General features: G+C 35.1%; 32 protein-coding genes, 1 tRNA gene and 1 other annotated feature. Of the genes, 27 read left to right on the top strand and 6 right to left on the bottom strand.

What is annotated here, in order from left to right; all coding sequences use genetic code 11:
* The first annotated feature begins 55 nt into the window (after positions 1-55).
* Positions 56-535 (top strand): hypothetical protein, encoded by a 480-nt coding sequence (locus CS063_RS15135; RefSeq protein WP_099450539.1) that lies wholly within the window; start codon positions 56-58, stop codon positions 533-535.
* Positions 536-596: 61 nt separating this feature from the next.
* Here the strand turns inward: CS063_RS15135 and CS063_RS15130 are convergent, their stop codons facing one another.
* Together CS063_RS15130 and CS063_RS15125 are read right to left on the bottom strand one after the other, a co-directional pair.
* Positions 597-2,255, bottom strand: a complete 1,659-nt coding sequence (locus CS063_RS15130) for a glutamine--tRNA ligase/YqeY domain fusion protein (RefSeq protein ID WP_099450538.1) — start codon at positions 2,253-2,255, stop codon at positions 597-599.
* 182 nt (positions 2,256-2,437) lie between these two features.
* Complete coding sequence (locus CS063_RS15125) at positions 2,438-3,070, bottom strand: histidine phosphatase family protein (protein ID WP_099450537.1); 633 nt, start codon at positions 3,068-3,070, stop codon at positions 2,438-2,440.
* Between the two features lie 251 nt (positions 3,071-3,321).
* Positions 3,322-3,540: a binding site (T-box leader), on the top strand.
* Positions 3,541-3,584: 44 nt separating this feature from the next.
* Here CS063_RS15125 and epsC point away from each other — a divergent pair.
* The 6 genes from epsC to CS063_RS15095 all read left to right on the top strand — a co-directional run bounded on the left by epsC (position 3,585) and on the right by CS063_RS15095 (position 8,996).
* A complete protein-coding gene (epsC, locus tag CS063_RS15120; protein WP_099450536.1) occupies positions 3,585-4,328 on the top strand; it encodes a serine O-acetyltransferase EpsC in 744 nt (247 codons plus the stop codon).
* Complete coding sequence (gene cysS / locus CS063_RS15115; protein ID WP_099450550.1) at positions 4,328-5,743, top strand: cysteine--tRNA ligase; 1,416 nt, start codon at positions 4,328-4,330, stop codon at positions 5,741-5,743. The genes epsC and cysS overlap by 1 nt, the downstream gene beginning before the upstream one ends.
* A gap of 14 nt (positions 5,744-5,757) precedes the next feature.
* Positions 5,758-6,192 (top strand): Mini-ribonuclease 3, encoded by a 435-nt coding sequence (locus CS063_RS15110; protein WP_308415536.1) that lies wholly within the window; start codon positions 5,758-5,760, stop codon positions 6,190-6,192.
* An 11-nt stretch (positions 6,193-6,203) separates the two neighbouring features.
* Positions 6,204-7,805: a putative polysaccharide biosynthesis protein gene (locus CS063_RS15105; protein WP_180270821.1), complete on the top strand. Its 1,602-nt coding sequence runs from the start codon at positions 6,204-6,206 to the stop codon at positions 7,803-7,805.
* Positions 7,806-7,975: 170 nt separating this feature from the next.
* Positions 7,976-8,701, top strand: a complete 726-nt coding sequence (gene rlmB, locus CS063_RS15100) for a 23S rRNA (guanosine(2251)-2'-O)-methyltransferase RlmB (RefSeq protein ID WP_308415537.1) — start codon at positions 7,976-7,978, stop codon at positions 8,699-8,701.
* A gap of 222 nt (positions 8,702-8,923) precedes the next feature.
* A tRNA-Thr gene (locus tag CS063_RS15095) sits at positions 8,924-8,996 on the top strand.
* Positions 8,997-9,089: 93 nt separating this feature from the next.
* Here the strand turns inward: CS063_RS15095 and CS063_RS15090 are convergent.
* The 3 genes from CS063_RS15090 to CS063_RS15080 form a co-directional block, all read right to left on the bottom strand.
* Positions 9,090-10,259, bottom strand: coding sequence for a tyrosine-type recombinase/integrase (locus tag CS063_RS15090; protein WP_099450532.1), 1,170 nt, complete (start codon positions 10,257-10,259; stop codon positions 9,090-9,092).
* 116 nt (positions 10,260-10,375) lie between these two features.
* The gene (locus tag CS063_RS15085) at positions 10,376-10,810 is read right to left on the bottom strand and encodes an ImmA/IrrE family metallo-endopeptidase (protein WP_099450531.1); all 435 of its coding nucleotides are present in this window, start codon (positions 10,808-10,810) and stop codon (positions 10,376-10,378) included.
* 13 nt (positions 10,811-10,823) lie between these two features.
* On the bottom strand, positions 10,824-11,225 hold the full coding sequence (locus CS063_RS15080) for a helix-turn-helix domain-containing protein (protein WP_099450530.1): 402 nt from the start codon (positions 11,223-11,225) through the stop codon (positions 10,824-10,826).
* A gap of 288 nt (positions 11,226-11,513) precedes the next feature.
* On the opposite strand from CS063_RS15080, the gene CS063_RS15075 reads away from it, so the two are divergent.
* The 5 genes from CS063_RS15075 to CS063_RS15055 are packed head-to-tail and all read left to right on the top strand — an operon-like array spanning position 11,514 to position 13,717.
* Positions 11,514-12,287 carry a phage antirepressor gene (locus CS063_RS15075; protein WP_099450529.1) on the top strand — a complete coding sequence of 258 codons (774 nt, stop codon included), beginning with the start codon at positions 11,514-11,516 and terminating at the stop codon, positions 12,285-12,287.
* Positions 12,288-12,291: 4 nt separating this feature from the next.
* Positions 12,292-12,513 carry a helix-turn-helix domain-containing protein gene (locus CS063_RS15070; protein WP_099450528.1) on the top strand — a complete coding sequence of 74 codons (222 nt, stop codon included), beginning with the start codon at positions 12,292-12,294 and terminating at the stop codon, positions 12,511-12,513.
* A 1-nt stretch (position 12,514) separates the two neighbouring features.
* Positions 12,515-12,775 carry a helix-turn-helix domain-containing protein gene (locus CS063_RS15065; RefSeq protein WP_180270820.1) on the top strand — a complete coding sequence of 87 codons (261 nt, stop codon included), beginning with the start codon at positions 12,515-12,517 and terminating at the stop codon, positions 12,773-12,775.
* The gene (locus CS063_RS15060; protein ID WP_099450526.1) at positions 12,772-13,512 is read left to right on the top strand and encodes an antA/AntB antirepressor family protein; all 741 of its coding nucleotides are present in this window, start codon (positions 12,772-12,774) and stop codon (positions 13,510-13,512) included. Before CS063_RS15065 ends, CS063_RS15060 begins: the two co-directional genes overlap by 4 nt.
* Positions 13,513-13,528: 16 nt before the next feature.
* Positions 13,529-13,717, top strand: a complete 189-nt coding sequence (locus CS063_RS15055; protein ID WP_099450525.1) for a hypothetical protein — start codon at positions 13,529-13,531, stop codon at positions 13,715-13,717.
* On the opposite strand, the gene CS063_RS15050 is transcribed toward CS063_RS15055, so the two are convergent.
* On the bottom strand, positions 13,682-13,960 hold the full coding sequence (locus CS063_RS15050) for a hypothetical protein (protein ID WP_099450524.1): 279 nt from the start codon (positions 13,958-13,960) through the stop codon (positions 13,682-13,684). The genes CS063_RS15055 and CS063_RS15050 overlap by 36 nt on opposite strands.
* A 100-nt stretch (positions 13,961-14,060) precedes the next feature.
* Here CS063_RS15050 and CS063_RS15045 point away from each other — a divergent pair, with 100 nt between their 5' ends.
* From CS063_RS15045 to CS063_RS14985, 15 genes are all read left to right on the top strand, one after another.
* Positions 14,061-14,249 (top strand): hypothetical protein, encoded by a 189-nt coding sequence (locus tag CS063_RS15045; RefSeq protein WP_308415535.1) that lies wholly within the window; start codon positions 14,061-14,063, stop codon positions 14,247-14,249.
* A complete protein-coding gene (locus CS063_RS15040) occupies positions 14,246-14,437 on the top strand; it encodes a hypothetical protein (RefSeq protein WP_099450522.1) in 192 nt (63 codons plus the stop codon). The genes CS063_RS15045 and CS063_RS15040 overlap by 4 nt, the downstream gene beginning before the upstream one ends.
* 1 nt (position 14,438) lies before the next feature.
* On the top strand, positions 14,439-14,600 hold the full coding sequence (locus CS063_RS17725) for a hypothetical protein (protein ID WP_180270819.1): 162 nt from the start codon (positions 14,439-14,441) through the stop codon (positions 14,598-14,600).
* A 212-nt stretch (positions 14,601-14,812) separates the two neighbouring features.
* Positions 14,813-15,175: a hypothetical protein gene (locus tag CS063_RS15035; protein WP_099450521.1), complete on the top strand. Its 363-nt coding sequence runs from the start codon at positions 14,813-14,815 to the stop codon at positions 15,173-15,175.
* 57 nt (positions 15,176-15,232) lie between these two features.
* Positions 15,233-16,849 carry an AAA family ATPase gene (locus CS063_RS15030; RefSeq protein ID WP_099450520.1) on the top strand — a complete coding sequence of 539 codons (1,617 nt, stop codon included), beginning with the start codon at positions 15,233-15,235 and terminating at the stop codon, positions 16,847-16,849.
* A gap of 2 nt (positions 16,850-16,851) precedes the next feature.
* Positions 16,852-17,670, top strand: coding sequence for a RecT family recombinase (locus CS063_RS15025; protein ID WP_099450519.1), 819 nt, complete (start codon positions 16,852-16,854; stop codon positions 17,668-17,670).
* Positions 17,657-18,469 carry a PD-(D/E)XK nuclease-like domain-containing protein gene (locus CS063_RS15020; protein WP_099450518.1) on the top strand — a complete coding sequence of 271 codons (813 nt, stop codon included), beginning with the start codon at positions 17,657-17,659 and terminating at the stop codon, positions 18,467-18,469. The genes CS063_RS15025 and CS063_RS15020 overlap by 14 nt, the downstream gene beginning before the upstream one ends.
* 9 nt (positions 18,470-18,478) lie before the next feature.
* Positions 18,479-18,637 (top strand): hypothetical protein, encoded by a 159-nt coding sequence (locus CS063_RS17720; protein WP_180270818.1) that lies wholly within the window; start codon positions 18,479-18,481, stop codon positions 18,635-18,637.
* Between the two features lie 4 nt (positions 18,638-18,641).
* Positions 18,642-19,478 (top strand): DnaD domain protein, encoded by an 837-nt coding sequence (locus tag CS063_RS15015; protein WP_099450517.1) that lies wholly within the window; start codon positions 18,642-18,644, stop codon positions 19,476-19,478.
* Positions 19,468-20,109 carry a hypothetical protein gene (locus tag CS063_RS15010; protein ID WP_099450516.1) on the top strand — a complete coding sequence of 214 codons (642 nt, stop codon included), beginning with the start codon at positions 19,468-19,470 and terminating at the stop codon, positions 20,107-20,109. The genes CS063_RS15015 and CS063_RS15010 overlap by 11 nt, the downstream gene beginning before the upstream one ends.
* Positions 20,072-20,341 carry a hypothetical protein gene (locus CS063_RS15005; RefSeq protein WP_099450515.1) on the top strand — a complete coding sequence of 90 codons (270 nt, stop codon included), beginning with the start codon at positions 20,072-20,074 and terminating at the stop codon, positions 20,339-20,341. The genes CS063_RS15010 and CS063_RS15005 overlap by 38 nt, the downstream gene beginning before the upstream one ends.
* Positions 20,332-20,754 (top strand): RusA family crossover junction endodeoxyribonuclease, encoded by a 423-nt coding sequence (locus CS063_RS15000; RefSeq protein WP_099450514.1) that lies wholly within the window; start codon positions 20,332-20,334, stop codon positions 20,752-20,754. The genes CS063_RS15005 and CS063_RS15000 overlap by 10 nt, the downstream gene beginning before the upstream one ends.
* A gap of 14 nt (positions 20,755-20,768) precedes the next feature.
* Complete coding sequence (locus CS063_RS14995; protein WP_099450513.1) at positions 20,769-20,960, top strand: hypothetical protein; 192 nt, start codon at positions 20,769-20,771, stop codon at positions 20,958-20,960.
* A 20-nt stretch (positions 20,961-20,980) separates the two neighbouring features.
* Positions 20,981-21,352: a hypothetical protein gene (locus CS063_RS14990; protein WP_099450512.1), complete on the top strand. Its 372-nt coding sequence runs from the start codon at positions 20,981-20,983 to the stop codon at positions 21,350-21,352.
* A 31-nt stretch (positions 21,353-21,383) separates the two neighbouring features.
* Positions 21,384-22,190, top strand: coding sequence for a GIY-YIG nuclease family protein (locus CS063_RS14985; RefSeq protein WP_099450511.1), 807 nt, complete (start codon positions 21,384-21,386; stop codon positions 22,188-22,190).
* Positions 22,191-22,288 lie beyond the last annotated feature (98 nt).

Here is a 22,288-nt window from a genome sequence, read left to right as displayed (position 1 = left end):
TAATTATTGAAATAGAAGTGAAATAAATAGGTAGGAGAAAAAGAGGGGGATACACATGAACAATTTAATGAGTTTATTGCAAAATGCAGGCTTTGCAGTGAGGGAAATACCTACTAGGAGCAAGCTTTTACTTAAGTTAACAGGGCTTATAATAAATGAAAATTTAAGACTTATTTATGAGGAGGAGGAAGATGGGACCCTCATGATTAGACAAATTATAGTAGAGGAAGGTTATACAAACCTAGGCTACACGACACGTATTTTGGAATTCTTAAGTAAGCAAAATACTTATAACGTTATATTGCCTTTTGTAACAACACCAAAGCTTGCACACATATGTGATAAACTGGGGATAAAAAGAGACGATAGCTGTGTCAATAAATATGGGTATAATAGTGCTTTTTATGCTATTGCTAGAGAATATGCTTTTTATGAAGGGGAATATGGGCACTATGTTGTAAAAAGGCTGGAGCAAGGACTCAATAAGGATGAGACTAGCGAGAAAGCCAAGGGGGAGATTCGATCTAAAAGATGAGTTCTTTTAATTTTAAATGAGTAAAGGGTATCTGAATTTTTCAGATACCCTTTATTCATTTTTATAATTTGAAAGAACTTTTTAATGCCACAATTCTATTAAATACAAGTTTTTCATCTGTTGTATATTTAGAATCTACTGTAAAGAAACCATTTCTTACAAATTGGAATTTATCAAGAGGTTTAGCAGACTTGAAAGCTACATTTTCTATAAAGCCTTGTAAGATTTCAAGAGAATTTGGATTAATTTGTTCTAAGAAGTGTTTCCCTTCATTTTCGGGTGCATCATCAAGTATGAGTGGTTCAAAGAGTCTAAACTCTGCAGGAAGAGCAGAAGCAGCATCTACCCAATGAATAGTTGATTTAACTTTACGTCCTGTGAAGCCAGAACCACTTTTAGTTTCAGGGTCATAAGTACAATGCACTTCTATGACATGACCAGCTTCATCTTTAATGACATCTGTACAAGTGATAAAGTAAGCTCCTTTTAAACGTACTTCATTACCAGGGAAGAGGCGGAAGTATTTTTTGATAGGTACTTCCATGAAATCCTCTTGTTCAATATAGATTTCACGTGAAAAAGGTATCATACGTGTGCCTTGACTTTCATCTTTTGCATTGTTTTCTACTTCTACCATCTCGGTCTGATTTTCTGGGTAGTTGGTAATTACCACCTTCAGAGGTCTTAAAACAGCCATAGTAAGAGGGGCTTTAGGTTGAAGATCTTCACGAAGGAAGTAGTCTAGCATTTGACTGTCTACTGTAGAATCTGCCTTAGCTACACCGATTTCACGACAGAAATTACGAATGGCTTCAGGTGTATAGCCACGACGTCTAAGACCAGCAATAGTGGGCATACGAGGATCATCCCAACCGTCTACAACACCTTCGTCTACAAGAAGCTTAAGTTTTCTTTTACTCATGACAGTATTTGTCATGTTAAGACGAGCAAATTCAATTTGACGAGGTTTACAAGTCATTTCACATTCTTCGACTACCCAGTCATAAAGAGGACGATGCGCTTCGAATTCCAATGTACAAATAGAATGAGTGATACCTTCGATAGCATCTTCAAGTGGATGAGCAAAATCGTACATAGGATAGATACACCATTTATTGCCTGTATTGTGATGCTCTGCATGAGCAATACGATAGATAATAGGATCTCGCATATTCATATTAGGTGAAGACATATCGATTTTAGCACGAAGCACCTTTTCACCATCTTTGAATTCACCATTTTTCATGCGCTCGAAAAGATCTAGGTTTTCAGATACACTACGGTCACGATAGGGACTGGGCTTACCAGGTTCTGTCAGAGAACCACGGTATTCTTTCATTTCATCTGGTGTTAAGTCACAGACATAGGCCTTACCTTTTTGGATAAGCTTTACTGCACAATTGTACATCTCATCAAAATAGTCAGAGGCAAAAAGTACCTTGTCCCAAGTTACACCAAGCCATTTAACATCAGCCTCAATAGACTGTACATATTCTGTATCTTCTTTAACAGGATTCGTATCATCAAAACGTAAGTTTGTTTTCCCATTAAACTCTTCAGCTAAACCAAAATTTAATAAAATAGACTTAGCGTGTCCTACATGCAAATACCCATTAGGTTCAGGAGGGAAACGCGTAATAATTTCTTTGTGCTTTCCAGACTCCAAATCAGAAACAATAATGTTTCTAATGAAGTTTGAGGAAGTATTTTCTGCTGACATATTTCATTACCTCACTTCTTAAAATATATTTCAAAAGAATTTGTTAACGTTAAATTTATAAAGGAATAGTACCTGTAGCCATGCTATCATTATATTTTAATCTAATCATGACGAAAAATAAAGGGATACTTTAATAAAAGTTAAAAAAAGTCACATAATAGTCTGAATAAAAAAGATAACCACTAGACAGCTGTAGGAGAAGCTGTATTTAAGTGATGGGTATCATTTATACCTAGTAATACAGGATGAAGTCTTTCGTCAAATTGGAAAGTGGTGATACAGGTATTGCCCAGAGCTAGATGATGATACATAGTCATTTTTAAATCAAGTAACCCCATAATAGCACATTTAATAAGACCTCCATGACTCACCATTGCAATATGCTTACCTGGATGTTTCTGAACGACTTCTAAAACACAAGAAGTAGCACGAAGGCTTGCTTTTTTAAGATTACCTTCACCATCTATAAGAGGACCGAGTACCTCATCTGTCCGCCAAAGATTAAAGGCTTCTGGATAAGTAGTAGCCACTTCTTTAAAATTAAGACCTTCCCAACTTCCGAAATCTACCTCTTTAAGATTTTCTAAAGGTAAAGGGGTCAGAGAAGTAGAGGTACATAAAATTTGAGCTGTTTGAAAAGCACGTTCTAAAGGGCTGGAATACACATAATCAAGAGTACCATGAAGACGCTTAGCTAGAAGCTGAGCTTGAGCTTTACCTTGATGAGAGAGAGGAATATTTTGAGTGCCTTGAATTTTACCTTGTAAATTCCACTCCGTTTCACCATGACGGATTAGTAAGACAGTTGTGTGCATAGAAGCCTCCTTTATATGTAAAAGTTGATAGTATTATTTATAGCACCCTTATTTTAGTATTGCAAGAGAATTTAAACCAAATAAGGGAGTAAGAGACAATGAATAAAAGGAGACAGTGCTTGCAACTAAGAAAGGGGTATATTATAATAAATGAAGTAGGAATGACAAATGAGTCAAATGAATCATATACTATAATGAATAAAATAAGAACAAGAAATAAATTAAATAGAATAAGGATAAACTAATTAGGATAAAAGACAATGAAGGAAAGAGTATTATTAAGTGCTATTTCAGAGAAAGACTTATAAGGTGGGAGAGTCTTATAGTATTTAATTAAGAAGTGCATTCTGGAGTTGGATGTGCGAAAAAAAGTAGTGCATCACGGATAGCTTCCGTTAAAGAGCGTAGAGATGAAGTAAGTTTAGGCTTATTTTAACCAGAGTGGAACCGCGAGTAACTTTGCCTCTGATAAGAGAGGCAGAGTTTTTTTGTATGCAGAAAAGGGGGAATATTTATGGGATATATAAAGGAGCAAATACGCGTTATTAAAGAAAGGGATCCTGCTATTAAATGCAGTGCTGAAGTTTTTTTATATCCAAGTTTTTATGCACTATTATTTCATAGATGGAGTCATTGGCTTTATAAGAAAAACCGTTTTTTTGGAGCACGACTTATTTCACAATTAGCAAGAGGATTAACAGGGATAGAAATTCACCCAGGAGCAGTGATAGGTAAAGGTTTATTTATAGATCATGGCATGGGTGTAGTGATTGGAGAAACCTGTGAAATAGGTGATAATGTGACTATTTATCATGGTGTAACTTTAGGAGGTACCGGTAAGGATCATGGCAAAAGACATCCTACTATTGGCAATAATGTCATGATTAGTACAGGGGCAAAAGTACTAGGACCTTTTAAAATTGGTGATAATTCAAGAATAGCAGCTAATGCAGTAGTACTTCAAGAAGTACCTACAGATAGTACTGTAGTAGGTATACCGGGCAAAGTGGTTAAACGGAAAGGACAAAGAGTAGACCCTTGTAGTGAATTAGACCAAGTGAAGATGCCTGATCCTACGCGGATGGAAATGTGTGGACTTAAAAATAGGCTAGAAGCGCTAGAAGAAAAATTAGCTCTTTTAGAAAAACAAAAAAGTATACCTTTAGAAAAGGCTCATGCTTATCATTGCACCAATGAAGACTGTATGGATAAAAAAATATGTAATGAGTATAGAGAAGAGGAGAGAAAAAACCAATGATTAAGATTTACAACACGTTAACAAAGCAAAAAGAGGAATTTAAACCGATTGAGGAAGGCAAAGTACGCATGTATGTATGTGGTCCTACGGTTTATAATCTTATTCATATTGGGAATGCAAGACCTTATATTGTATTTGACACAGTACGCCGCTATTTTGAAAGTGTGGGCTATAAGGTAAACTACGTACAAAATTTCACTGATGTAGATGATAAAATTATTAAAAAAGCTAATGAAGAAGGTAAAACAACAGACGAAATTGTAAATTACTACATTGAAGAAACCTTAAAAGATGCAGATAACCTTAATGTATCACGTGCTACCCATCATCCAAGAGTAACGGAGGAAATGAGCTCTATTATTGCAATGATTGAAAAGTTGATTGCAAAAGGTTTTGCATATGAGGTAGGTGGCACAGTTTATTATGATACAGCAGCCTTTAATGCATATGGTAAACTCTCTAAAAAAGTATTAGAAGAGCTAGAAGCAGGACGTAGTGAACGTGTGAAGTTAACAGATAGTAAGAAGAATCAAATGGACTTCGTACTTTGGAAGCCTAAAAAGGAAGGAGAGCCTTACTGGGAAAGTCCATGGGGCCAGGGAAGACCAGGCTGGCACATTGAATGCTCAGCTATGGCAAAGAAATATTTAGGGGATACAATAGATATTCATGCAGGCGGGGAAGATCTTGTTTTTCCGCACCATGAAAATGAAATTGCTCAAAGTGAAGGAGCAAATGGAGCACCTTTTTCTGATTATTGGATGCATAACAGTTTTTTAAATATTGATAATAAAAAAATGTCTAAGTCTTTGGGGAATTTTAAAACTTTACGTGAAGTAGGAGAAGCTTTTGGGTATGATACAGTACGCTTTTTTATGCTCAGTGCGCATTATAGAAGTCCACTTAACTTTAGCCCAGAACTGATGGAGGCAGCTAAAAATAGCTTAGAGCGTATTAAAAATGCAAAAACAACTTTAGAATTTGCTTTAGAGCATGCCATAAGCTTAGAGCTTACAACAGGAGAAGAAGAGCTACTTAAAGAACTGCCAAACTTTAAAGGACGTTTCCATGAAGCTATGTCAGAAGACTTTAATACAGCAGATGCTATTAGTATCATTTTTGAACTTGTAAAATTTGCGAACAGCTATGCCAAAGAGGGGGCTTCAAAGGCTTTTATTCAGGAGGTCTACAGCCTTTTTGATGAGTTAACAGGAATTTTGGGTATACTTTATGATAACAAGAGTAGCGATACAAACAGTCTATCAGATGAAGAGATTCAAGAGTATATCAAAGCACGTGCAGCAGCAAAAAAAGAAAAAGATTTTGCTAAAGCAGATGCTATTCGCCAGTTTTTAAGTGATAACAAAGTAATCATCGAGGACACAAGAGAAGGTGTACGTTTTAAGCGTGTTTAATGAAGGAGACTATTATGAATAAAAATATACAAGCGCTACTTGCGTGTAATAAGGAGATTCTTAATCATAAGGCAACAGAGTATTCTCCTTTGGCACTAGCCTATATTGGGGATGGCGTTTATGAGATTTTTGTGCGTACGTATGTAATAAATAAAGGGAATGCGCCTGTTAATAAAATGCATAAGGCAAGCAGAGAGCTAGTACGTGCAGAAACGCAAGCTAAAATATATCATTCTATCGAAAAACAGCTTACAGAGGAAGAGACTAATGTTTTAAGAAGAGGACGCAATGCAAAGAGCATTTCTGTGCCTAAGAATGCTGATATGACGCAGTATCGACATGCAACTGGCTTAGAGGCTCTTATTGGTTACCTCTATATTAAAGGAGAAATTGAAAGAATCAATGAACTGATTAATTTAGGTTTAATGGGACTAAGTAATGAAGTATAGGAGGAAGTAAAGTGGCAAATCAAAAAGATAAGAGGGCAGAGAATGTCACACAGACTTTTGTAAAGGGTGCATTTATTTTGTCCTTAGCAGGTCTAATTGCTAAAATATTAAGTGCCTTCTTCCGTATTCCTTTGGGGAATTTAATTGGTGATACAGGGATGGGCTACTATCAGTCAGCCTATCCTGTTTATACATTGCTTACAACGATTGCTACAGCAGGTGTACCTGCTACTCTAGCTAAAATGGTGGCAGAAAAAAGAGTATTAGGTGACTATGAAGCAGCTCAAGATATTTTCAAGAACACCTTGAAGTTTATGGCTGTTATGGGGGTGGTCTTAACAGCTACTATTCTTTTAGGAAGCTCTTGGATGCTTCGGTTCTTTGGCTGGGCACCCGAAACAATCTATTCTTTATGGGGGCTAGGGCTCATTCCAGTCATTGTATGTCTATTAGGAGTATTTAGAGGTTATTTTCAAGGTAGACAAGAAATGCTACCCATTGCTATTGCGCAAGTATTAGAAAACACAGGACGAGTGGTAGTTGGGCTAAGCTTAGCTTTTTTCTTCTTTCCTCATTTGGGACATGCAGCAGGGGGAGCTTCCTTTGGAGGAGTGGTAGGTGGTGCTTTAGCTCTTATTCTTCTCATGAGAGTTTATAAAAAACAGTTGCCTTCTATTAAAAAAGAGATTCAAGAAAGCAGCTCTAAGGTACGGCTCAGCTTTAGTGAAGTGGTTAAAAAAGTATGTGAACTTGCTATTCCTATTGCTATTGGTTCAGGAGGTATGGCTGTTATCACTTTTTTAGACTCAGCTTTTGTTATTCAAACTTTAACTCAAAAGGGGATGAGTGTGGAAGTGGCTAATCAAAGCTTTGGACAGTTAGGCAAAATTTCTACCTTTATTAACTTACCTCTTACCTTCGGAATGGCACTTGTAACAGGACTTATTCCCGCTATTGCAGAGGCAGTGGCGAGGAAGGACAAAAAAGAGATACAGACCAAGGTAGAATTAGGCATACGTATTGCAATTTTAATAGCACTTCCAGCATCTGTAGGACTAGCAGTACTCTCTAAGCCCATTATGCGCTTTATTTATGCCAATGCTCCAAGTGGTGCCCTTCTCTTAACACTATCAGCTATTGGTTTAACTTTTATGATTATTACCCAGATTTTTATTGGGATTTTGCAAGGAGTAGGCAAAGTATGGCAGCCTGTGATAGGGATTATTTTAGCAGGTCTTACAAAGGCTGTTTTAGTTGTTGTTTTGGTAGCTTCACCTTTAGAGGTAGGAGGAGCCGCCCTTTCGACTATTATAGCCTATATGATTTTTGCTATTTATACGTATTTTGCTATGAAAAAGTATACAGGTTATCAACTTAATAAGAACCTAGTGGTAATGAAACCACTTCTTTCAAGTGTAGTAATGGGTATAGTAACCTTTGGGGCTTATAGCTTGTTACGTCATCCTATTGGAGAAGCAACACTCTTACAAAATGCAACACTTACATTAATAGGTGTAACAGTAGGTGGGAGTATTTATCTTATGATGCTCTTTGTTGTAGGAGCACTTACTAAACAAGAATTAAATGAGATGTTAAATAAAAAGGAGAAATAAAATGGCCAAAGAAGTGGGCAATATGAACTATAGCAAAAAAAATAATAAAAACAATAGTAAAAATAAAAAAAAAGGAAACCCATACCAGCTTTCCAAGTAAGAGAAAAGAAGAAAGAGTAAATCATTATAAAGAAACTGTCTATGAGCTTCCAAAAGAACTAGATGAAAATATCCTTTATGGCAGAAATGCAGTTAGCGAAGCCTTAAAAGCAGGTCGCAGTATTGATAAGCTATTCATTCAAAAAGGTGACAAAGAAGGTTCTATTATTAAAATTATTGCAGAGGCTAAAGAGAAGGGGATTGTTGTTGTAGAAGTAGAAAAGAGCAAGTTAGATGAGAGTGTATTAGGAGAAAAGCATCAGGGCGTTATTGCCTATAGTGCAGCACAGGATTATGTAGAAGTAGAAGATATTTTAGAGGAAGCAAGCAAGAAAGGCGAGGCACCGTTTATTCTTATCCTAGAGAATATTCAAGATCCACATAATTTAGGTGCAATAATGCGTTCAGCTCATAATGCAGGTGTACATGGTATCATCATTCCTAAGAGAAGAGCAGTAGGCCTTTCAGGAACAGTAGCTAAAGCTTCAGCAGGTGCTATTGAATATATGAAGGTAGCAAAAGTAACGAATATTGCTCAAACAATCAAAGAGCTTAAAGACAAAGGTCTATGGATTGCATGTGCAGATATGGGTGGTAAAGTTATGTATGAAGAAAATCTAACAGGTCCGTTAGGTCTTGTGGTAGGTAGTGAAGGAGAAGGTGTATCTAAGCTTGTACGAGAAAGCTGTGATTATATTGTAAGTATACCTATGTACGGACAAGTTACTTCCTTAAATGCTTCAGTAGCAGCTAGTGTGCTTGTATATGAAATTGTAAGACAAAGACATTTTAAATAATGAGTGATTACAAATAATAATAGAAGTAGAGAGAGCTAGGATTTATTCTAGATTTAAAAGTAAATTCTGTATGAGATGCTTAATTATTTTATTAAAGAGTTTGTAAATTGTTTCATTTTACAGAGTTTACTTTTAGATTGAAAAGGACAGATGTAATTCTTAATAATAATCTTGAAAATTAAATAAAAATATGATAAGCTAGTCAAGTGCAAAAAACACAATGCCGATATAACTCAGTTGGTAGAGTAGCTCATTCGTAATGAGCAAGCCAAGGGTTCGAGCCCCTTTATCGGCTCTATCAAAGGCTTAAGCTTACTTGACAAAAGTAAAAAATAAGCTTGTACGTAAGAATATACGTAAGAGAATGAAATAATAAAGCATACGTAAGTTATATACGTATGCTTGTTATTTTTTCTAATGATTTAATTGCAGCCTTTTTACTATCGTCGGTTGAATGCACATATCTATTTATTGTGATTTCTGTTTTAGTATGACCTAAAAGTTGTGAAACGGTTTTTACATCTACACCATTTTCAATTAGCCTTGTTGCAAAGGTATGTCTTAAGCAATGGAATGTTATTCCTGAGTATTCGAGAACATCTTTTTTATGCCTTCTTCTTTGAATTGGTTCCCCTATTTTAGCTTTATTGCATATCACTTTAAGAGACTTATCAAGAGTATCATGTGTTAGCATTTCATTTTTAATATTTGTAAATACATATTCACTTTTACTTTTATTTTGATGCTGCTTTAATAATTCAGTAAGTTGATCACTTAAAGGAATGTCACGTATACTTTCTTTCGTCTTAGGCTCTTTAGTTTCCACTATATCGTTTGTATTGCCCTTATCATCATATTTACGTACTAATCTAGCTGATTCCCTAACTCTTACCACTTTATTTTTTAAATCTACATTTTCCCATCTTAAGGCTTCGATTTCACCAGCTCTTAGTCCAGTGCATAAATCGAAGAAGTATACTAGAAAATATCTCGATTCTTTTGCAGCAGTCAGAAAACGTTCTTGTTCATCTAAAGTTAGTATTTTAATTTCTCTTCTTCCCTTTTCACTTTTTGGAAGTATAAAATCAGAACATGGATTTACGCGTATTATGTTATTGCTTATTGCATATCTAAAGGTTTGCTTTAGGAGCAATGAGAGTAGAGACATACTGCTTTTAGAAAGTTTGGTTTTGTTTTTAAAAAGATCCTCTATATCTTGAAGCTTTATTTCATGGATATATTTATTGCCTAATGTACTATTTTCTATATGAGAATAGTAAAGGCTCATATATCTTTCTACAGTGCTACTTGTTACCCTTTGATTTAGACTTTTTAAAATATAGTCTTTTACATAGTCTTGAAGTTTAATCTTAGTTTTTTCTAATGTTGTACCATGATTAAACAAGTCGTTTTCATATTCTTTTATTTTAGCCTTTACTTCACGTTCTGATTTACCATAGAATACTTTTCTCTTTCCACCCTCAAATGTAGTACCTTCCCAACGTATATAGGTAGATCCATCTTTACGTTGAACTTCTCTTTTGTGATAACCAGCCAATATAATCACTCCTTTATTGATATTTAGGAGCAAATAAGTTATACTAATAGTGGATTAAGTGCATAACTTATGCTCTTATTAAGCCTTGATGTTGATAGCATTAAGGCTTTTTCTTTTTATTCAGTTACGTATTTTCTATATGCTTCAATGAAACACCTATCAGCCTTAGACAGTTCATCTTCGTAGATGCAAAGATTTTCATTTCCCCAAAAACCTACTACATCTAAAAGTTTACAAGCAAAATAGTTTGCTTCATTCTCTTTTTTATCTTTTTTTAACCCAATTAGTGAAAAATTAGCTTCTTCGTATGGGTGAATTATTGCATGTGCTATTTCATGAGCTAGTACGATTTGCATATGATAGTATGTTAAAGCAGTATTGAGCATAATTATTTTAATTCTATATCGATAGTGGTATGCTCCAGCAGTTTCAGTCCCCCAGTTGCCTTCATAAATTAAGATATCATTAGCCTTGGCTATTTCTTGTAAGTTGGTAAGTTTTCCATGTTGGGTAATTTCATTAATTTTCCTATTTATAAAGTCTTTGTCCAAAAGAAATCCCTCTCTATTTATATTTTTTCGGTGTGAACTTCTCTTTACTTTTTAGCTTTGCAATCTCTAGAGCATGTTGTAGAGCCATTTTATAAAGCTCTCTATCTTCCTCATTTATCTCGCCACCATAAGCTAGTGCGTTCCCTTTGTCTATATTGTCCATTATTTCCTCAAGAGTTTTAGCTACATCACGTCTATTTCTATCGTTTAGTGCTAGCACTTTATCTTCCCTACCTAATAGATAGTCTGTGCTTACATGGAAATAATCAGCAACCTTTTGAAGCTTATCTGAAGAAGGATAACTTTTGTCCCACTTGCTAATAGTACCTTTACCGAAATTCAAATCTCTTTCTAAAGCACTTTGTGTAGTTGTGTTTTTTCTACATAGTTCTTGTATTCTATCAACTAGAGTCATACTGGCGACCTCTTTCTTTTTTTTAATTGAAGAAAAAACATCAAAAATAGTATTGACATGATGAATATTTTCATCTATACTGTGTTTAAGCATAAAGGAAATGCAACAAAAAACGACAGTAAATAAAAGATATAGTAAAAATAAAATGCCACCGTTCCCCAACGAGCGTTTATTTACCATGTCTTAAGTGATGAATATTTTCTTCAATAACAATAATACAATGATAATATTCAACTGTCAATAGCTTATGCTTAAATATTAAACACTTTTATAGAAAGGAGAATACACATGAATCAAGGAATGGTTAAAGTTTTTCAAAATGATAAGTTTGGGAACATTAGAGTGATTTTAATTGGTGGCAAAGAACATTTTGTTGCAAATGATGTTGCAATATCACTCGGATATTCAAATCCAACAGATGCTATATTAAGACATTGTGTGAACATCGTGAAACACGATGTTGAAAACTCCAGAGGGCAACTTAGAGAAACAAATGTAATAAATGAAGGAGATGTTTATCGACTCATCACTCATTCAAAGTTACCTAGTGCTGAACAGTTTGAAAGATGGGTGTTTGAGGAAGTCTTACCCAGCATTCGAAAGAACGGTACATATATGACAGATGAAATGATAGAAAAGGTGCTGACTGACCCAGACTTAATAATTAAATTAGCCACTCAGCTAAAAGAAGAAAGAGCAGCACGTGTTAAAGCTGAGCAACAAATTAAAGCAGATAAGCCTAAAGTGATTTTTGCTGATGCAGTAAGTGTTTCTGATACAACTATACTCATTGGCGATTTAGCCAAGCTAATTAAGCAAAATGGTGTAGACATTGGAGCAAAGCGTTTATTTTTCTGGCTAAGAGAAAATGGGTACTTAATAAAAAGAGTTGGTGCTGATTATAATAGCCCTACTCAGAAGTCCATGGAACTTGGATTATTCGAAGTAAAGGAAACAAGCATTACACATGCAGATGGACATGTAAGTATTAGTAAGACAACCAAGGTTACAGGTAAAGGACAGCAGTATTTCATTAACAAGTTTTTAAATGATAGGAAGTGATATGATGGCAAAGCGTAACACAAAAGTATACACGCCGTTTGGAAAAGCAGTAGCAAAAAGAATGATTGATTTAGATATGGACAATACAGATTTAGCCAGCAAAATAGGTATAACCCCTATGTACATATATGACATTTTAAGCGGGAAAAGAGTCGCTACAGAACGCAAAAAACAGATTGCTGATGTTGTAGGTATAAAGTTTGAGGATTATGAAGGGTGTTGCTAAAATGACAAAAAAAGAAGAAGAACGATTATTAAATAAAATAAATCAGATTGAAAAATCAATCGCAAAGCTTCAATTAGCATTTGAAAACAATAAAATTGAAAAAGCCTTTTATACAGTTAGGGAAGTATCGGAAATGTTACATAGAACACCAAGGGCAGTTTACAACATGATAGAACGAGGAGAACTTGATACTGTAAAGTTAGGTGGAATTAAAATTAAAGGGGAAAGTTTAAAAGAAAAGTTGAAAGGTGGAGTAGAATGAGTAATTTAATTAACATTCAGAATCAAGATGGAAAGAAACTAGTAAGTGCAAGAGATTTATACATAGGGTTAGGTTTAGCTAAAGATCAGTGGAGTAGGTGGTATAAGAAAAATATACAAGACAATGAGTATTTTAAGGAAAATTACGATTTTACAGGGGTTCGACATAATGTCGAAGGTAATGAAGTTCAAGATTTTGCCATAACCTTAGAATTTGCTAAACATATAGCTATGATGGCAAGGACAGAAAAGTCACATGAATATCGTAACTACTTTATCGAATGTGAACAACAGTTAAAACAACCTATGTGCTTAGAGGACTTAATCATAGCTAATGCAAAAGCTCTTAAAGACGCTAGGGAGCAAGCAGAGAAGGCACAGGCTACAGCCTTAGAAGTTAAACAAGAGGTACAAGCTATGCGTGATGTAGTTACGCTTGATCCAGCAGCATGGAGAACAGAGACAACAAACCTAGTTAACCGTATAGCCCAAAAGCTTGGTGGAAATGAAAATATCCAAGCCATAAGAAAAGAAAGCTATGACATTTTGGACAGCAGGGCCAAGGCAAAGCTAGGAATAAGGCAAACAAACATGAAGCGTAAGGTGCTAGAAGAAACTGGTAGCACTAGTAAATCAAACAAGGTTAGCAAGCTTGATGTGATAGCAGCTGATGCAAGGCTAAGAGAAGTGTACATAGCCATCGTCAAAGAAATGGCTATTAAATACGGTGTAGCGTAGGAAGGAGGGAATGTATATGGCAAGACCAAACGAAAATACAATTAGATTTTCAGAGTTATTTTTGCTAGAGCAAGATGCTAAAGATACTATGCTTATCATATTAAAAAAAGAAGACTTAAGCATTGATGATGCAAAAGTCTTACAAAAGCAAGTAGCACTTCTTGAGAAATTAACTATCAAGAAAAGATGCGGCTTCATTAGGTAATTCGCCATAGTACGAACTTGTATTAGATATTTGAGAAACTAATATGTGACTTTTTTCATTAGTAATGTTCTCAAAATATCTAAAGAAAATATTTTGAGCAGACTTATCAAATTCCAATGTACATTCAACAAACCACAAAGAGTCATTTACATATATGTATCTCCCCATATTTTTCAATATCTCTTCAAACTCTAATTTTGTACAAGCAAGTGTATCTAGTTTTACAGATATGGCATATTTCATAAACAACACCACCTTTCTCATGAGTATTTCAGCTCTGCAAAGCTGATAACAATATTGTAAAGGTGAATTTAGAAAATTACAAATAAAGAAGGTGAGAAAAGTGAGCAAAAAACTATTGCTACCAGTAATTATGGTACAAGCCTTTGCAATTATATCAGTAGCGCCAACTAGAGGATATTTTGCTATAGGAGGGGAATGGTTAATAGTACCCATTTACTTACTTATTGCTTATGGTTGGATACCGACGCTTGCAGAATTCTACAGATTGATAAAGGAGGAACTGAAATGATTCTTTATCTAGCAGTAACAGCAGATAAGTACGAGTTACCAATATGCGTAGAAGATACAATGGCAGGATTAGCAAAAAAATTAGGGTTATCAGGTGGTTGTGTAAGGTCAAGTCTTTGCAAAAACAGGAGTGGTAAAGTAAGAGGTTTTGCATTTAGAAAAATAGATGTAGATGTAGAGGAGGAGTGAAATGTCAAAGAAAAGCAAGGAAGAAAAGTTGAGGTCAAGATTTAATGTAAAAAGTGAAATTACACGTACTCAAATCGAAATGAGAAAAGCGCTTGCTAATGGTGACTTAAAAGGTGTAGCTGATGCAAATGAGAAGATTAAACAGCTAAGAAATAAGTTATAGGGAAGTGATTAAGTGATATACATATTTAGATTAAGCAATGGATATTTTTATGAAATAAGCAACAAGAAGCTACTAAATGACGTAAAGAGAATAAATTGGTCCGTCAATAAAGTTCAGTATCTTAAAAACTTTGATATGTATATAAAATGCCTAAAATGCTCTTATAGAGAAAACGAGTGTGTTTTAACTCAAGCAAAAGAGAGGGAGATTAGATGCTACAAGGAAGCAAAGAAGAACATGACTTATACATTAGTCAAATGATAAAAAAGATAGCACAGGATGAAGCTAATTATTGTATTAAAAATAGACTAAGTTTTAGAGAGCCTTCGGATGTTGTAGGAGTAATTTTTGAGGAGTTAGAAGAAACAGAAGATGCATTAAAACAACTTAATGCCAGTATAAGAGACTTCTTTGAAAATATTAAATACAATGCTGATTACGACACTATTATACAAAAGATTAGAGCTATTAGTCTCAGTGCCGAATTCACAATACATGAAGCTATGCAAGTCAAGGCTGTTGCTTTAAAGGCAATAGAGCAATTAGAAAAGGCCCCTACCGACGCCAATCAGTAAAGGGGCATAGAAAAACTAATTTCAAGTGCATTATAGCACAAAAGGAGAAAAAGAGAAATGAAAATAAAGAGATTAGAAGTCAAAAACTTTTTAGGTATTAAGGAACTTAATTGGAGTCCTAAGAATGGGGTTAATGTACTGGAAGGTAAAAAGGCGCAAGGGAAAACAAGTATCCTTGAAGCCATTGAGACAGCATTTACCAACCTTAAGCGTAGAAGTGAAGTAGTAAGGCATGGAGAGGAAGAAGCTACTCTTTATGTTGAAACTGATACAGGTATCGAGATTGACCGTAGGATTCGTACAGAGAAATCTGACTACTTGAAAGTAAAAGGTGAAGGTACAGCTTCTACAGAGGGTTTCCTTAGACAGTTTGTAGCAGGTAACATATTCAGACCTTTAGATTTTGTAAATATGGACATTAAGGAACAGACTTCTATTATCCTAAACATGATCGAAATTGACTGGTCCGTATCAGATATTATTGCATGGTTTGGTGATGAACCGGATGGTATCAACTTTGAAAAACATATTTTACAAGTGCTTAAAGATATTGAAGTGAAGTATTACAAGGAACGTGAGGAAGTTAATAGGCAAATACATGTTTTGCAGGTGCAGTGTGAAGCAATAAAGAAAGAATTACCTGGTAACTATGATGGTGAAGCATGGAGAGAAAAGAACATACAGGAGTACTATAACAAGATTAGTGAAGCACAGAATATTAATGCACTTATTGATAAAGCAAAAGTATTGAAAGAAGGCATTGAGAATAAAGTATCAGCAATTAAGGCTGATGCTGAGAATCAAAAGTCAAAAGTTGAGCTGAAATATAGAACGGAAGAACAGGATATTAAAGACATCATTGATTTAGCAAAAGGAAAGATTAAAGAAGCTAATGACTTCATTAGTAACTCAGATGATGCACTTAATGCAGCATATGAAAGAGTAGACCTTGAAATGCAGAGAGAAATACAAGATATCAAAGAGAAGTATGCAAAATGTAAGGAAATGCTGAAAAAAGATACAGAGGATATATTAGAAGAGAAAAAAGAGATTGTTTCAATTCAACAATCAAGAATAGCTGCTAAAGAGAGCGAAGTTATAGGTTTAGCAGATAAAAAAGAACTTGAATTAAAAGCTATTGATGAACAGGTAGCAGAAAAGATTAAAACTGAAAAAGCTAGAGTTGGTAAAGCAGCAGAGTATTTAGATGAACATGAGTACATAGACATTGTACCTCTTCAAAAAGAAGCAGAGGAAGTTGCCAATATGCAATCTTATCTCAGAGAGTGGGACAGGCTACAAGGTATTATAAATGGAAGTTTACGAGAGAAACAAAATTATAGTAATGAGCTTACAGAAAAGATTAAGGTAGCACGTACCAAGCCTAGTGATCTTCTTAAAACCCATGAACTACCACTTGAAGGTATTTCTGTAGATGAAAAAGGTCAAATTCGCATTAATGGAACACTTTTAGATGGTCTTTCTGATGGTGAAAAGTTAGAAGTTGCCTTCAAGGTAGCATTACAGCGTATGGGAGAATTAAGGGTTATGTGTCTTGATGGATTTGAAAAGCTTAATCCAAGTGAACAGGCAAAGGTTGAGAAGATTTGCGAAGAGAATGATATTCAAGCGTTTGTAACAGTAACAGCAGAAAAAGAATTGGAGGTTATGTAATTATGTCTGACAAAAAAGAGTTAGTTCTAAAGGAAACCCACAGTAAGTTAAATTCATTAATCACTCAAAAGCTGGATGCTATGCCAAAAGACTTTAATCAAACGCGCTTTTTACAAAACTGTATGACTGTATTACAGGATACTAAGGGGATTGAAAATTGTCATCCAGTAAGTATTGCTAGAACACTTCTTAAAGGTGCATTCCTTGGACTAGATTTCTTTCAAAAAGAATGCTACGCGATACCTTATGGTAATGATTTGCAATTTCAAACAGATTACAAGGGTGAAATTAAGATGGCTAAGAAGTACAGCACTAGGCCTATTATAGACATTTACGCAAAGGTAGTAAGAAAAGGGGATGAATATAGTAGTTGCGTAGAGGATGGCAAACAGACTGTTACATTTAAGCCTTTACCATTTAATGATGATTCGATTATTGGCAGTTTTGCAGTTTGTCTTTACGAAGATGGGGGCATGGATTTTGAAGAAATGTCAACCAAGCAGATTGAAGGAATTAGAGAAAACTTTTCAAAGATGAAAAACGGTTTAATGTGGACTAAGGTTCCAGAGGAAGCGTATAAGAAAACAGTTCTTAGACGTCTTACTAAGAAGATTAGTAAGGACTTTGCAAGCATTGAACAAGGAAAAACTTATGAAGAATCTTCTGATATGGATTTCAAACAGGATAATAAAAATAATAGTCCGAAAGATCCTTTCACTAATGCTGTAGATGTTTCGTTCACAGAAGAAAGCTCAGATGATCAAATGTCAGGTCAAATGAGTTTTGGAGAGAAAGAGGGTGAAAAGGATGGAGCTAAGTAGAAAAAACTACTTTTCTAAAGAAGCAGAGGCTGCCTATATGGGTAGCTCTAGCTTCAAAGCATGGGACATTCTGCACACTGGTGGTTGTGAAGCTAGAGAGTTAGCTAAGCATAATGGAGAGTGGCAAGACAAAGAGAATGATGCTTACTTGCTTGGTAGTTATGTTCATGCTTGGAATGAAGGAACTCTAAAAGAATTTATTACTGAGCATCCTGAAATGTTTAAGAAAGATGGTTCTATTTACGCTAAATTTGCCCTAGGTGACGTTATGATTAACACTCTTAAGAATGATGAACTGGTAGAGAGATTTCGTAAAGGAGCTGAAAAAGAGCGTATATTTACTGGCAAAATAGCTGGTGTAGACTTCAAAATTCAGATAGATATTCTCAACATTGAGAGAGGTTACTTTGCTGATGTTAAGACCACTAGAAATCTATCTGATAGTTACTACAATGAGCGTGAGAAGAGGCGAGAAACCTTCATAGATAAATATGACTACTACACACAAATAGCCATATACGCTGAAATACTACGTCAAAATCTAGAAATGGATACATACTTGGAACCCTACTTGATTGTAGTAGATAAGCAAGAAGTACCAGACCATGCAATTATTGATATGGGTACCAGTTTTATAGAGGACAAGCTAGAAGAGATTAAAGGTAGGTTGCCACGCATCATGGCTGTTAGAAATGGGGTAGAAGAGCCAATAGCGTGTGGGAAGTGTGATTATTGTAGAAGCAAGAAAAAGGCTGAGATAGTTACAATCGGTCAGTACATGCAAAGTCTAGGATTATAGGTGTTATATATGGCTGACGTAGATAGGCTGTATAAGGATTTAAGTAGCTTTTTAAGGGAACCATGTAAAGGCTGTAAAGACTGTAAATCTACTAACGAGATATGCCTTATGGTAGTTGAGTTAAAAATGAAGTTAAAAGAAGTCATTATGCTAAAGAAGGGAGGCTAAGGCATTGGCAAGACCTAAGAAATGTACAGTTGATTACTTTCCTCATTTTGTTACTGGAAATAGTAGGACGGTGTTTATATTAGAACAGAAATACGGTAATGATGGGTATGCATTGTGGTTTAAACTACTTGAATTATTAGCTGTAACTGATGGACACTATGTAGATTTTAATGACCATACGGACCTAGAGTTTTTTGCAGCCAAGTCAAAAGTAGATGCTAATAAGGCTCTAGAAATAATAAATCAATTAGCTGTACTTAAAGCAATAGATAGAGAACTTTGGAAACATAAAGTAGTTTGGTGTCAAAACTTTGTAAATAATTTAAGTGACTTATATGCTCGTAGACGTATTTCTTTACCTCAAAAACCATCTTTAGACGAGTTTATGTATACAGAAACCTCTACTAGTGAGGGTTTATGTACTACAGAAACACCCAAAGTAAATAAAAGTATAGTAGAGGAAAGTATAGAAAAGGAGAGTAAAGAAAAGAAGAGTAAAGGAAACGGTGTTTCAAATGACTTTTCTTTTGTTCAAACTGCATATGAAGAGAATATTGGTCTTTTGAGTGGTACTGTATCTGAAATTATCCAATATTATTTGGACGAACAAGTTGATCCAAATCTTATTATTGAAGCGATAAAAGTTGCTTGCATGAATAATAGAAGATCAATGTCATATGCCGAAGGAGTGCTTAAAAATTGGCTTAATGATGGTATCTATACAGTAAGTCAATATAAGTCACTTCAAGTAGAGAAAACAACTAATACAGGTAAAAATGTAAATATGAATGATTTTAAGAACATGGCAGATATGTTAGGAGGTGAGGAAGATGACTTCTAAAACATTTAGTACTGGTATGGCAGCATTAAGCAAAAATTATACGAAGTGTGTATTTAACCCAAATGATAAAGAAATGGCTAAGATGTGGTATGCACTATTGAAACATATAGAGGATGAAGTGTTTATGAAAGCCGTAGAAAAGATACTACTAAATGAGATATTTGCCCCTAATCTAGCAACCATTAGTAAATATTGTAGTGAAGTAGCAGCTCCACTAGAAGCTGATGATACGGAGGGATGGGGGATGGTCATAAAAGCAATTAATAACTTTGGATATATGAGAGCAGAAGAAGCTATGAGTAGCCTACCATATACGGTGAGACAAGCTGTAGAACGTGTAGGAGGTTTCATGATGATTTGTCAATGTGAAGAGCCAGACGTTATAAGGGGTCAATTTAATAAAGCAATGGCTGCTATTAATCAGAGGGAGCGCACAACAAGGAGGGAAAAAGTAGGCTTGCTTTCAGCTTTAGCTCTTGAAGATAAACGAATAGATATACCATTACTTGAAACACAAGAGGTTGAATACACTGATATTGATTTTAATATAGGTCAATGCAAATTGTTAAAGAATCTAGCTAGGAGGGCTAAGGATGAAAAAGAATGTAAAAAGGAACAAGCAACTACATAACTGCAAGACAGCAAAACAGATAAATAAACAGATAGGAAGACTATTTGTATCAAAGTTAGCAGCACTTTCTAGAGAGAACTTAAAATTAAAACAGTACATAAGAGAACTAAAAGAAGAAAACGTAAAGTTAAATATTAGGTTGAGCGGTAGTAATGCTATTCAGTTTATGCTAAAAGAAGAACTTGTTCAAGCTAGAACGCCATGGTGGAAGAAGGTGTTAAGATGCCAGTAAGATTTATTATTCCTGGGGATCCAAAAGGGAAAGGAAGACCAAGGATATTCCAAAATAAACATACAGGTAAAAGCCAAGCTATAACGCCTAAAGATACACTCAGCTATGAGAATCTGGTTAAGTGGATTTATCAAGACAGTATAGGAGGACCTAAGTTAGAAGGAGAGATAGAGGCTAGGGTAGTGTGCATGTATCCTATACCAAAAAGTATGACAAAGAAAAATAGAAAACTTATTGAAGAAGGTAAGCTTCATCCTACTAAAAAACCTGACCTTGATAATGTGGCTAAAATCATCCTAGACAGCTTAAACAATATAGCGTATGCAGACGATAGCCAAGTGGTTAAATTGACCGTAGAGAAGCATTACAGTGACAATCCAAGAGTAGAGGTTACGCTTACTGAACTTTTTTAAAAGGAGTGTTCTTAATGGGAGGGAAAAAAGAAAAAGTGATACAAACTGATTATTACACAAATGAAGAGATAGAGGTATATAGCAGTTTAGCAGAAGCAGCAGCAGACAACTGGACGACAACATGCGCAATCAGATATGCAATAAATAATAAAAATGGCAAGATGAACACTAGGAAACTACGCTTTATGTATGCAAATAAAAGTTGATTTTATTAGGGGTGAATAGCATGACAAATGATGAAGCAAGGAAGCATTTCCAAGATATGCAACTAGACTATTCAAAAATAACTAGATTGCAGCTTAGGAAACTTCAAAACATGATAGAAGCTGAATTAATTGATTATCTTGAAAAAGGAACTATGGAAGCTCTTCAAATGGATATGACAATAGCTTCAATAAGAAAAAATGATGTTGTGTTTGAAGATGGAAAGTTTGTATGTGGACAAATACAAGTAAATGGATCGTATTTCAGCCGTAGAGAAGCAGTATCGTTTAACCGTAATGGATTTATAGGATTTGGAGGAGAACTTAGTACAAAGAATGTACAGCCAATATTAACGGCATTTTGCAAATGGTGTACTAAAATCTCAATAGGATAACAAAGTGTTTTTTGTGACAGGTGGTGAAGTGATGTTTTATTGGTGGGTTAGAGTATTTAACTGGATCCATGACGGAGACACTCACTATGATAACGAAGATTATAATTGGTGCAACCGCGGTAAAGGTGAAATGCTCGATGAGTTTTATATAAAGCTTGAAGAGAATGACAGAGACAAGGCAAAGGAAGAAGTTAAAAAGAGACTTAATAATAGCGACTTAAGATTTGCTAAACCTCGTAAGGGTAAAGATGGTATATATGCAGTAATGATGGATAGTGATAAAAGATGGCATGATAGATTTTACAATCAAGTTGATACCTATTGCATAAGCTGCCATAAGCATATCAAAGGTCCAGCAGCTAACTTCCCTAGAATTGATTGGGGTGACTTCTCAGGCAAGGACAATTTCTATTGTAGCTATGATTGTAAAAGAGAAATAGAAGCAAAAATGAGAGGTATTGAAGGAGAGTTCCAGGAGCGAGAAACCCCTTCAGGTATAGTTGGATATATCTATCACATGTATAACCGTAAAGAGGACAAGCACTACATAGGGCAAACAAAGTATTTACCATTCTTTAGATGGCAGGAACATATTAAAAGTGGTTCAAAAGGTAATATATGCGACATAGTATTTGAAGTTCTTACAGAAGTAAATAAGAATTACTCAAGTAATGAGAAGAACCAAGAGTACATGAACAATATAGAAGCATGGTGGATACAGAAATATCGTGATGAAGGCTTTGAGATTATCAATGATGTTATTCCAAGGCTAACAATAGAGAGCCTTAAAAAGGCATTTAGTGAGTTTATAGCAGGTCAGCAGGAATTAAGCATTTAAAATAACTTATTTATTAGATAGGGGGTGTGGGTTTGGGAGCATTAAAGTGGCCAGGTGCCAAATGGAGTATAGCTGATAAGATAGTGCAGCTACTTCCG

Origin of the sequence: Sporanaerobium hydrogeniformans (assembly GCF_002735925.1) — a bacterium.
Lineage (GTDB): Bacteria > Bacillota > Clostridia > Lachnospirales > Cellulosilyticaceae > Sporanaerobium > Sporanaerobium hydrogeniformans.
This window is presented reverse-complemented; position numbering and strand designations above follow the sequence as displayed.

What these genes read in the sequence shown, in the direction of transcription:
- CS063_RS15065 (WP_180270820.1), top strand. Translation starts at nt 12,515, where the DNA reads ATGACAAAAAAAGAAGAAGAACGATTATTAAATAAAATAAATCAGATT.
- CS063_RS15050 (WP_099450524.1), bottom strand. Translation starts at nt 13,960, where the DNA reads ATGAAATATGCCATATCTGTAAAACTAGATACACTTGCTTGTACAAAA.
- CS063_RS15005 (WP_099450515.1), top strand. Translation starts at nt 20,072, where the DNA reads ATGAAAAAGAATGTAAAAAGGAACAAGCAACTACATAACTGCAAGACA.
- CS063_RS15060 (WP_099450526.1), top strand. Translation starts at nt 12,772, where the DNA reads ATGAGTAATTTAATTAACATTCAGAATCAAGATGGAAAGAAACTAGTA.
- CS063_RS14995 (WP_099450513.1), top strand. Translation starts at nt 20,769, where the DNA reads ATGGGAGGGAAAAAAGAAAAAGTGATACAAACTGATTATTACACAAAT.
- CS063_RS17720 (WP_180270818.1), top strand. Translation starts at nt 18,479, where the DNA reads ATGGCTGACGTAGATAGGCTGTATAAGGATTTAAGTAGCTTTTTAAGG.
- CS063_RS15135 (WP_099450539.1), top strand. Translation starts at nt 56, where the DNA reads ATGAACAATTTAATGAGTTTATTGCAAAATGCAGGCTTTGCAGTGAGG.
- CS063_RS15075 (WP_099450529.1), top strand. Translation starts at nt 11,514, where the DNA reads ATGAATCAAGGAATGGTTAAAGTTTTTCAAAATGATAAGTTTGGGAAC.
- CS063_RS15070 (WP_099450528.1), top strand. Translation starts at nt 12,292, where the DNA reads ATGGCAAAGCGTAACACAAAAGTATACACGCCGTTTGGAAAAGCAGTA.
- CS063_RS15035 (WP_099450521.1), top strand. Translation starts at nt 14,813, where the DNA reads ATGCTACAAGGAAGCAAAGAAGAACATGACTTATACATTAGTCAAATG.
- CS063_RS15030 (WP_099450520.1), top strand. Translation starts at nt 15,233, where the DNA reads ATGAAAATAAAGAGATTAGAAGTCAAAAACTTTTTAGGTATTAAGGAA.
- CS063_RS15010 (WP_099450516.1), top strand. Translation starts at nt 19,468, where the DNA reads ATGACTTCTAAAACATTTAGTACTGGTATGGCAGCATTAAGCAAAAAT.
- CS063_RS15125 (WP_099450537.1), bottom strand. Translation starts at nt 3,070, where the DNA reads ATGCACACAACTGTCTTACTAATCCGTCATGGTGAAACGGAGTGGAAT.
- CS063_RS15020 (WP_099450518.1), top strand. Translation starts at nt 17,657, where the DNA reads ATGGAGCTAAGTAGAAAAAACTACTTTTCTAAAGAAGCAGAGGCTGCC.
- CS063_RS14990 (WP_099450512.1), top strand. Translation starts at nt 20,981, where the DNA reads ATGACAAATGATGAAGCAAGGAAGCATTTCCAAGATATGCAACTAGAC.
- CS063_RS15055 (WP_099450525.1), top strand. Translation starts at nt 13,529, where the DNA reads ATGGCAAGACCAAACGAAAATACAATTAGATTTTCAGAGTTATTTTTG.
- CS063_RS14985 (WP_099450511.1), top strand. Translation starts at nt 21,384, where the DNA reads ATGTTTTATTGGTGGGTTAGAGTATTTAACTGGATCCATGACGGAGAC.
- CS063_RS15130 (WP_099450538.1), bottom strand. Translation starts at nt 2,255, where the DNA reads ATGTCAGCAGAAAATACTTCCTCAAACTTCATTAGAAACATTATTGTT.
- CS063_RS15040 (WP_099450522.1), top strand. Translation starts at nt 14,246, where the DNA reads ATGATTCTTTATCTAGCAGTAACAGCAGATAAGTACGAGTTACCAATA.
- epsC (WP_099450536.1), top strand. Translation starts at nt 3,585, where the DNA reads ATGGGATATATAAAGGAGCAAATACGCGTTATTAAAGAAAGGGATCCT.
- CS063_RS15110 (WP_308415536.1), top strand. Translation starts at nt 5,758, where the DNA reads ATGAATAAAAATATACAAGCGCTACTTGCGTGTAATAAGGAGATTCTT.
- CS063_RS15025 (WP_099450519.1), top strand. Translation starts at nt 16,852, where the DNA reads ATGTCTGACAAAAAAGAGTTAGTTCTAAAGGAAACCCACAGTAAGTTA.
- CS063_RS15080 (WP_099450530.1), bottom strand. Translation starts at nt 11,225, where the DNA reads ATGACTCTAGTTGATAGAATACAAGAACTATGTAGAAAAAACACAACT.
- CS063_RS17725 (WP_180270819.1), top strand. Translation starts at nt 14,439, where the DNA reads ATGTCAAAGAAAAGCAAGGAAGAAAAGTTGAGGTCAAGATTTAATGTA.
- CS063_RS15000 (WP_099450514.1), top strand. Translation starts at nt 20,332, where the DNA reads ATGCCAGTAAGATTTATTATTCCTGGGGATCCAAAAGGGAAAGGAAGA.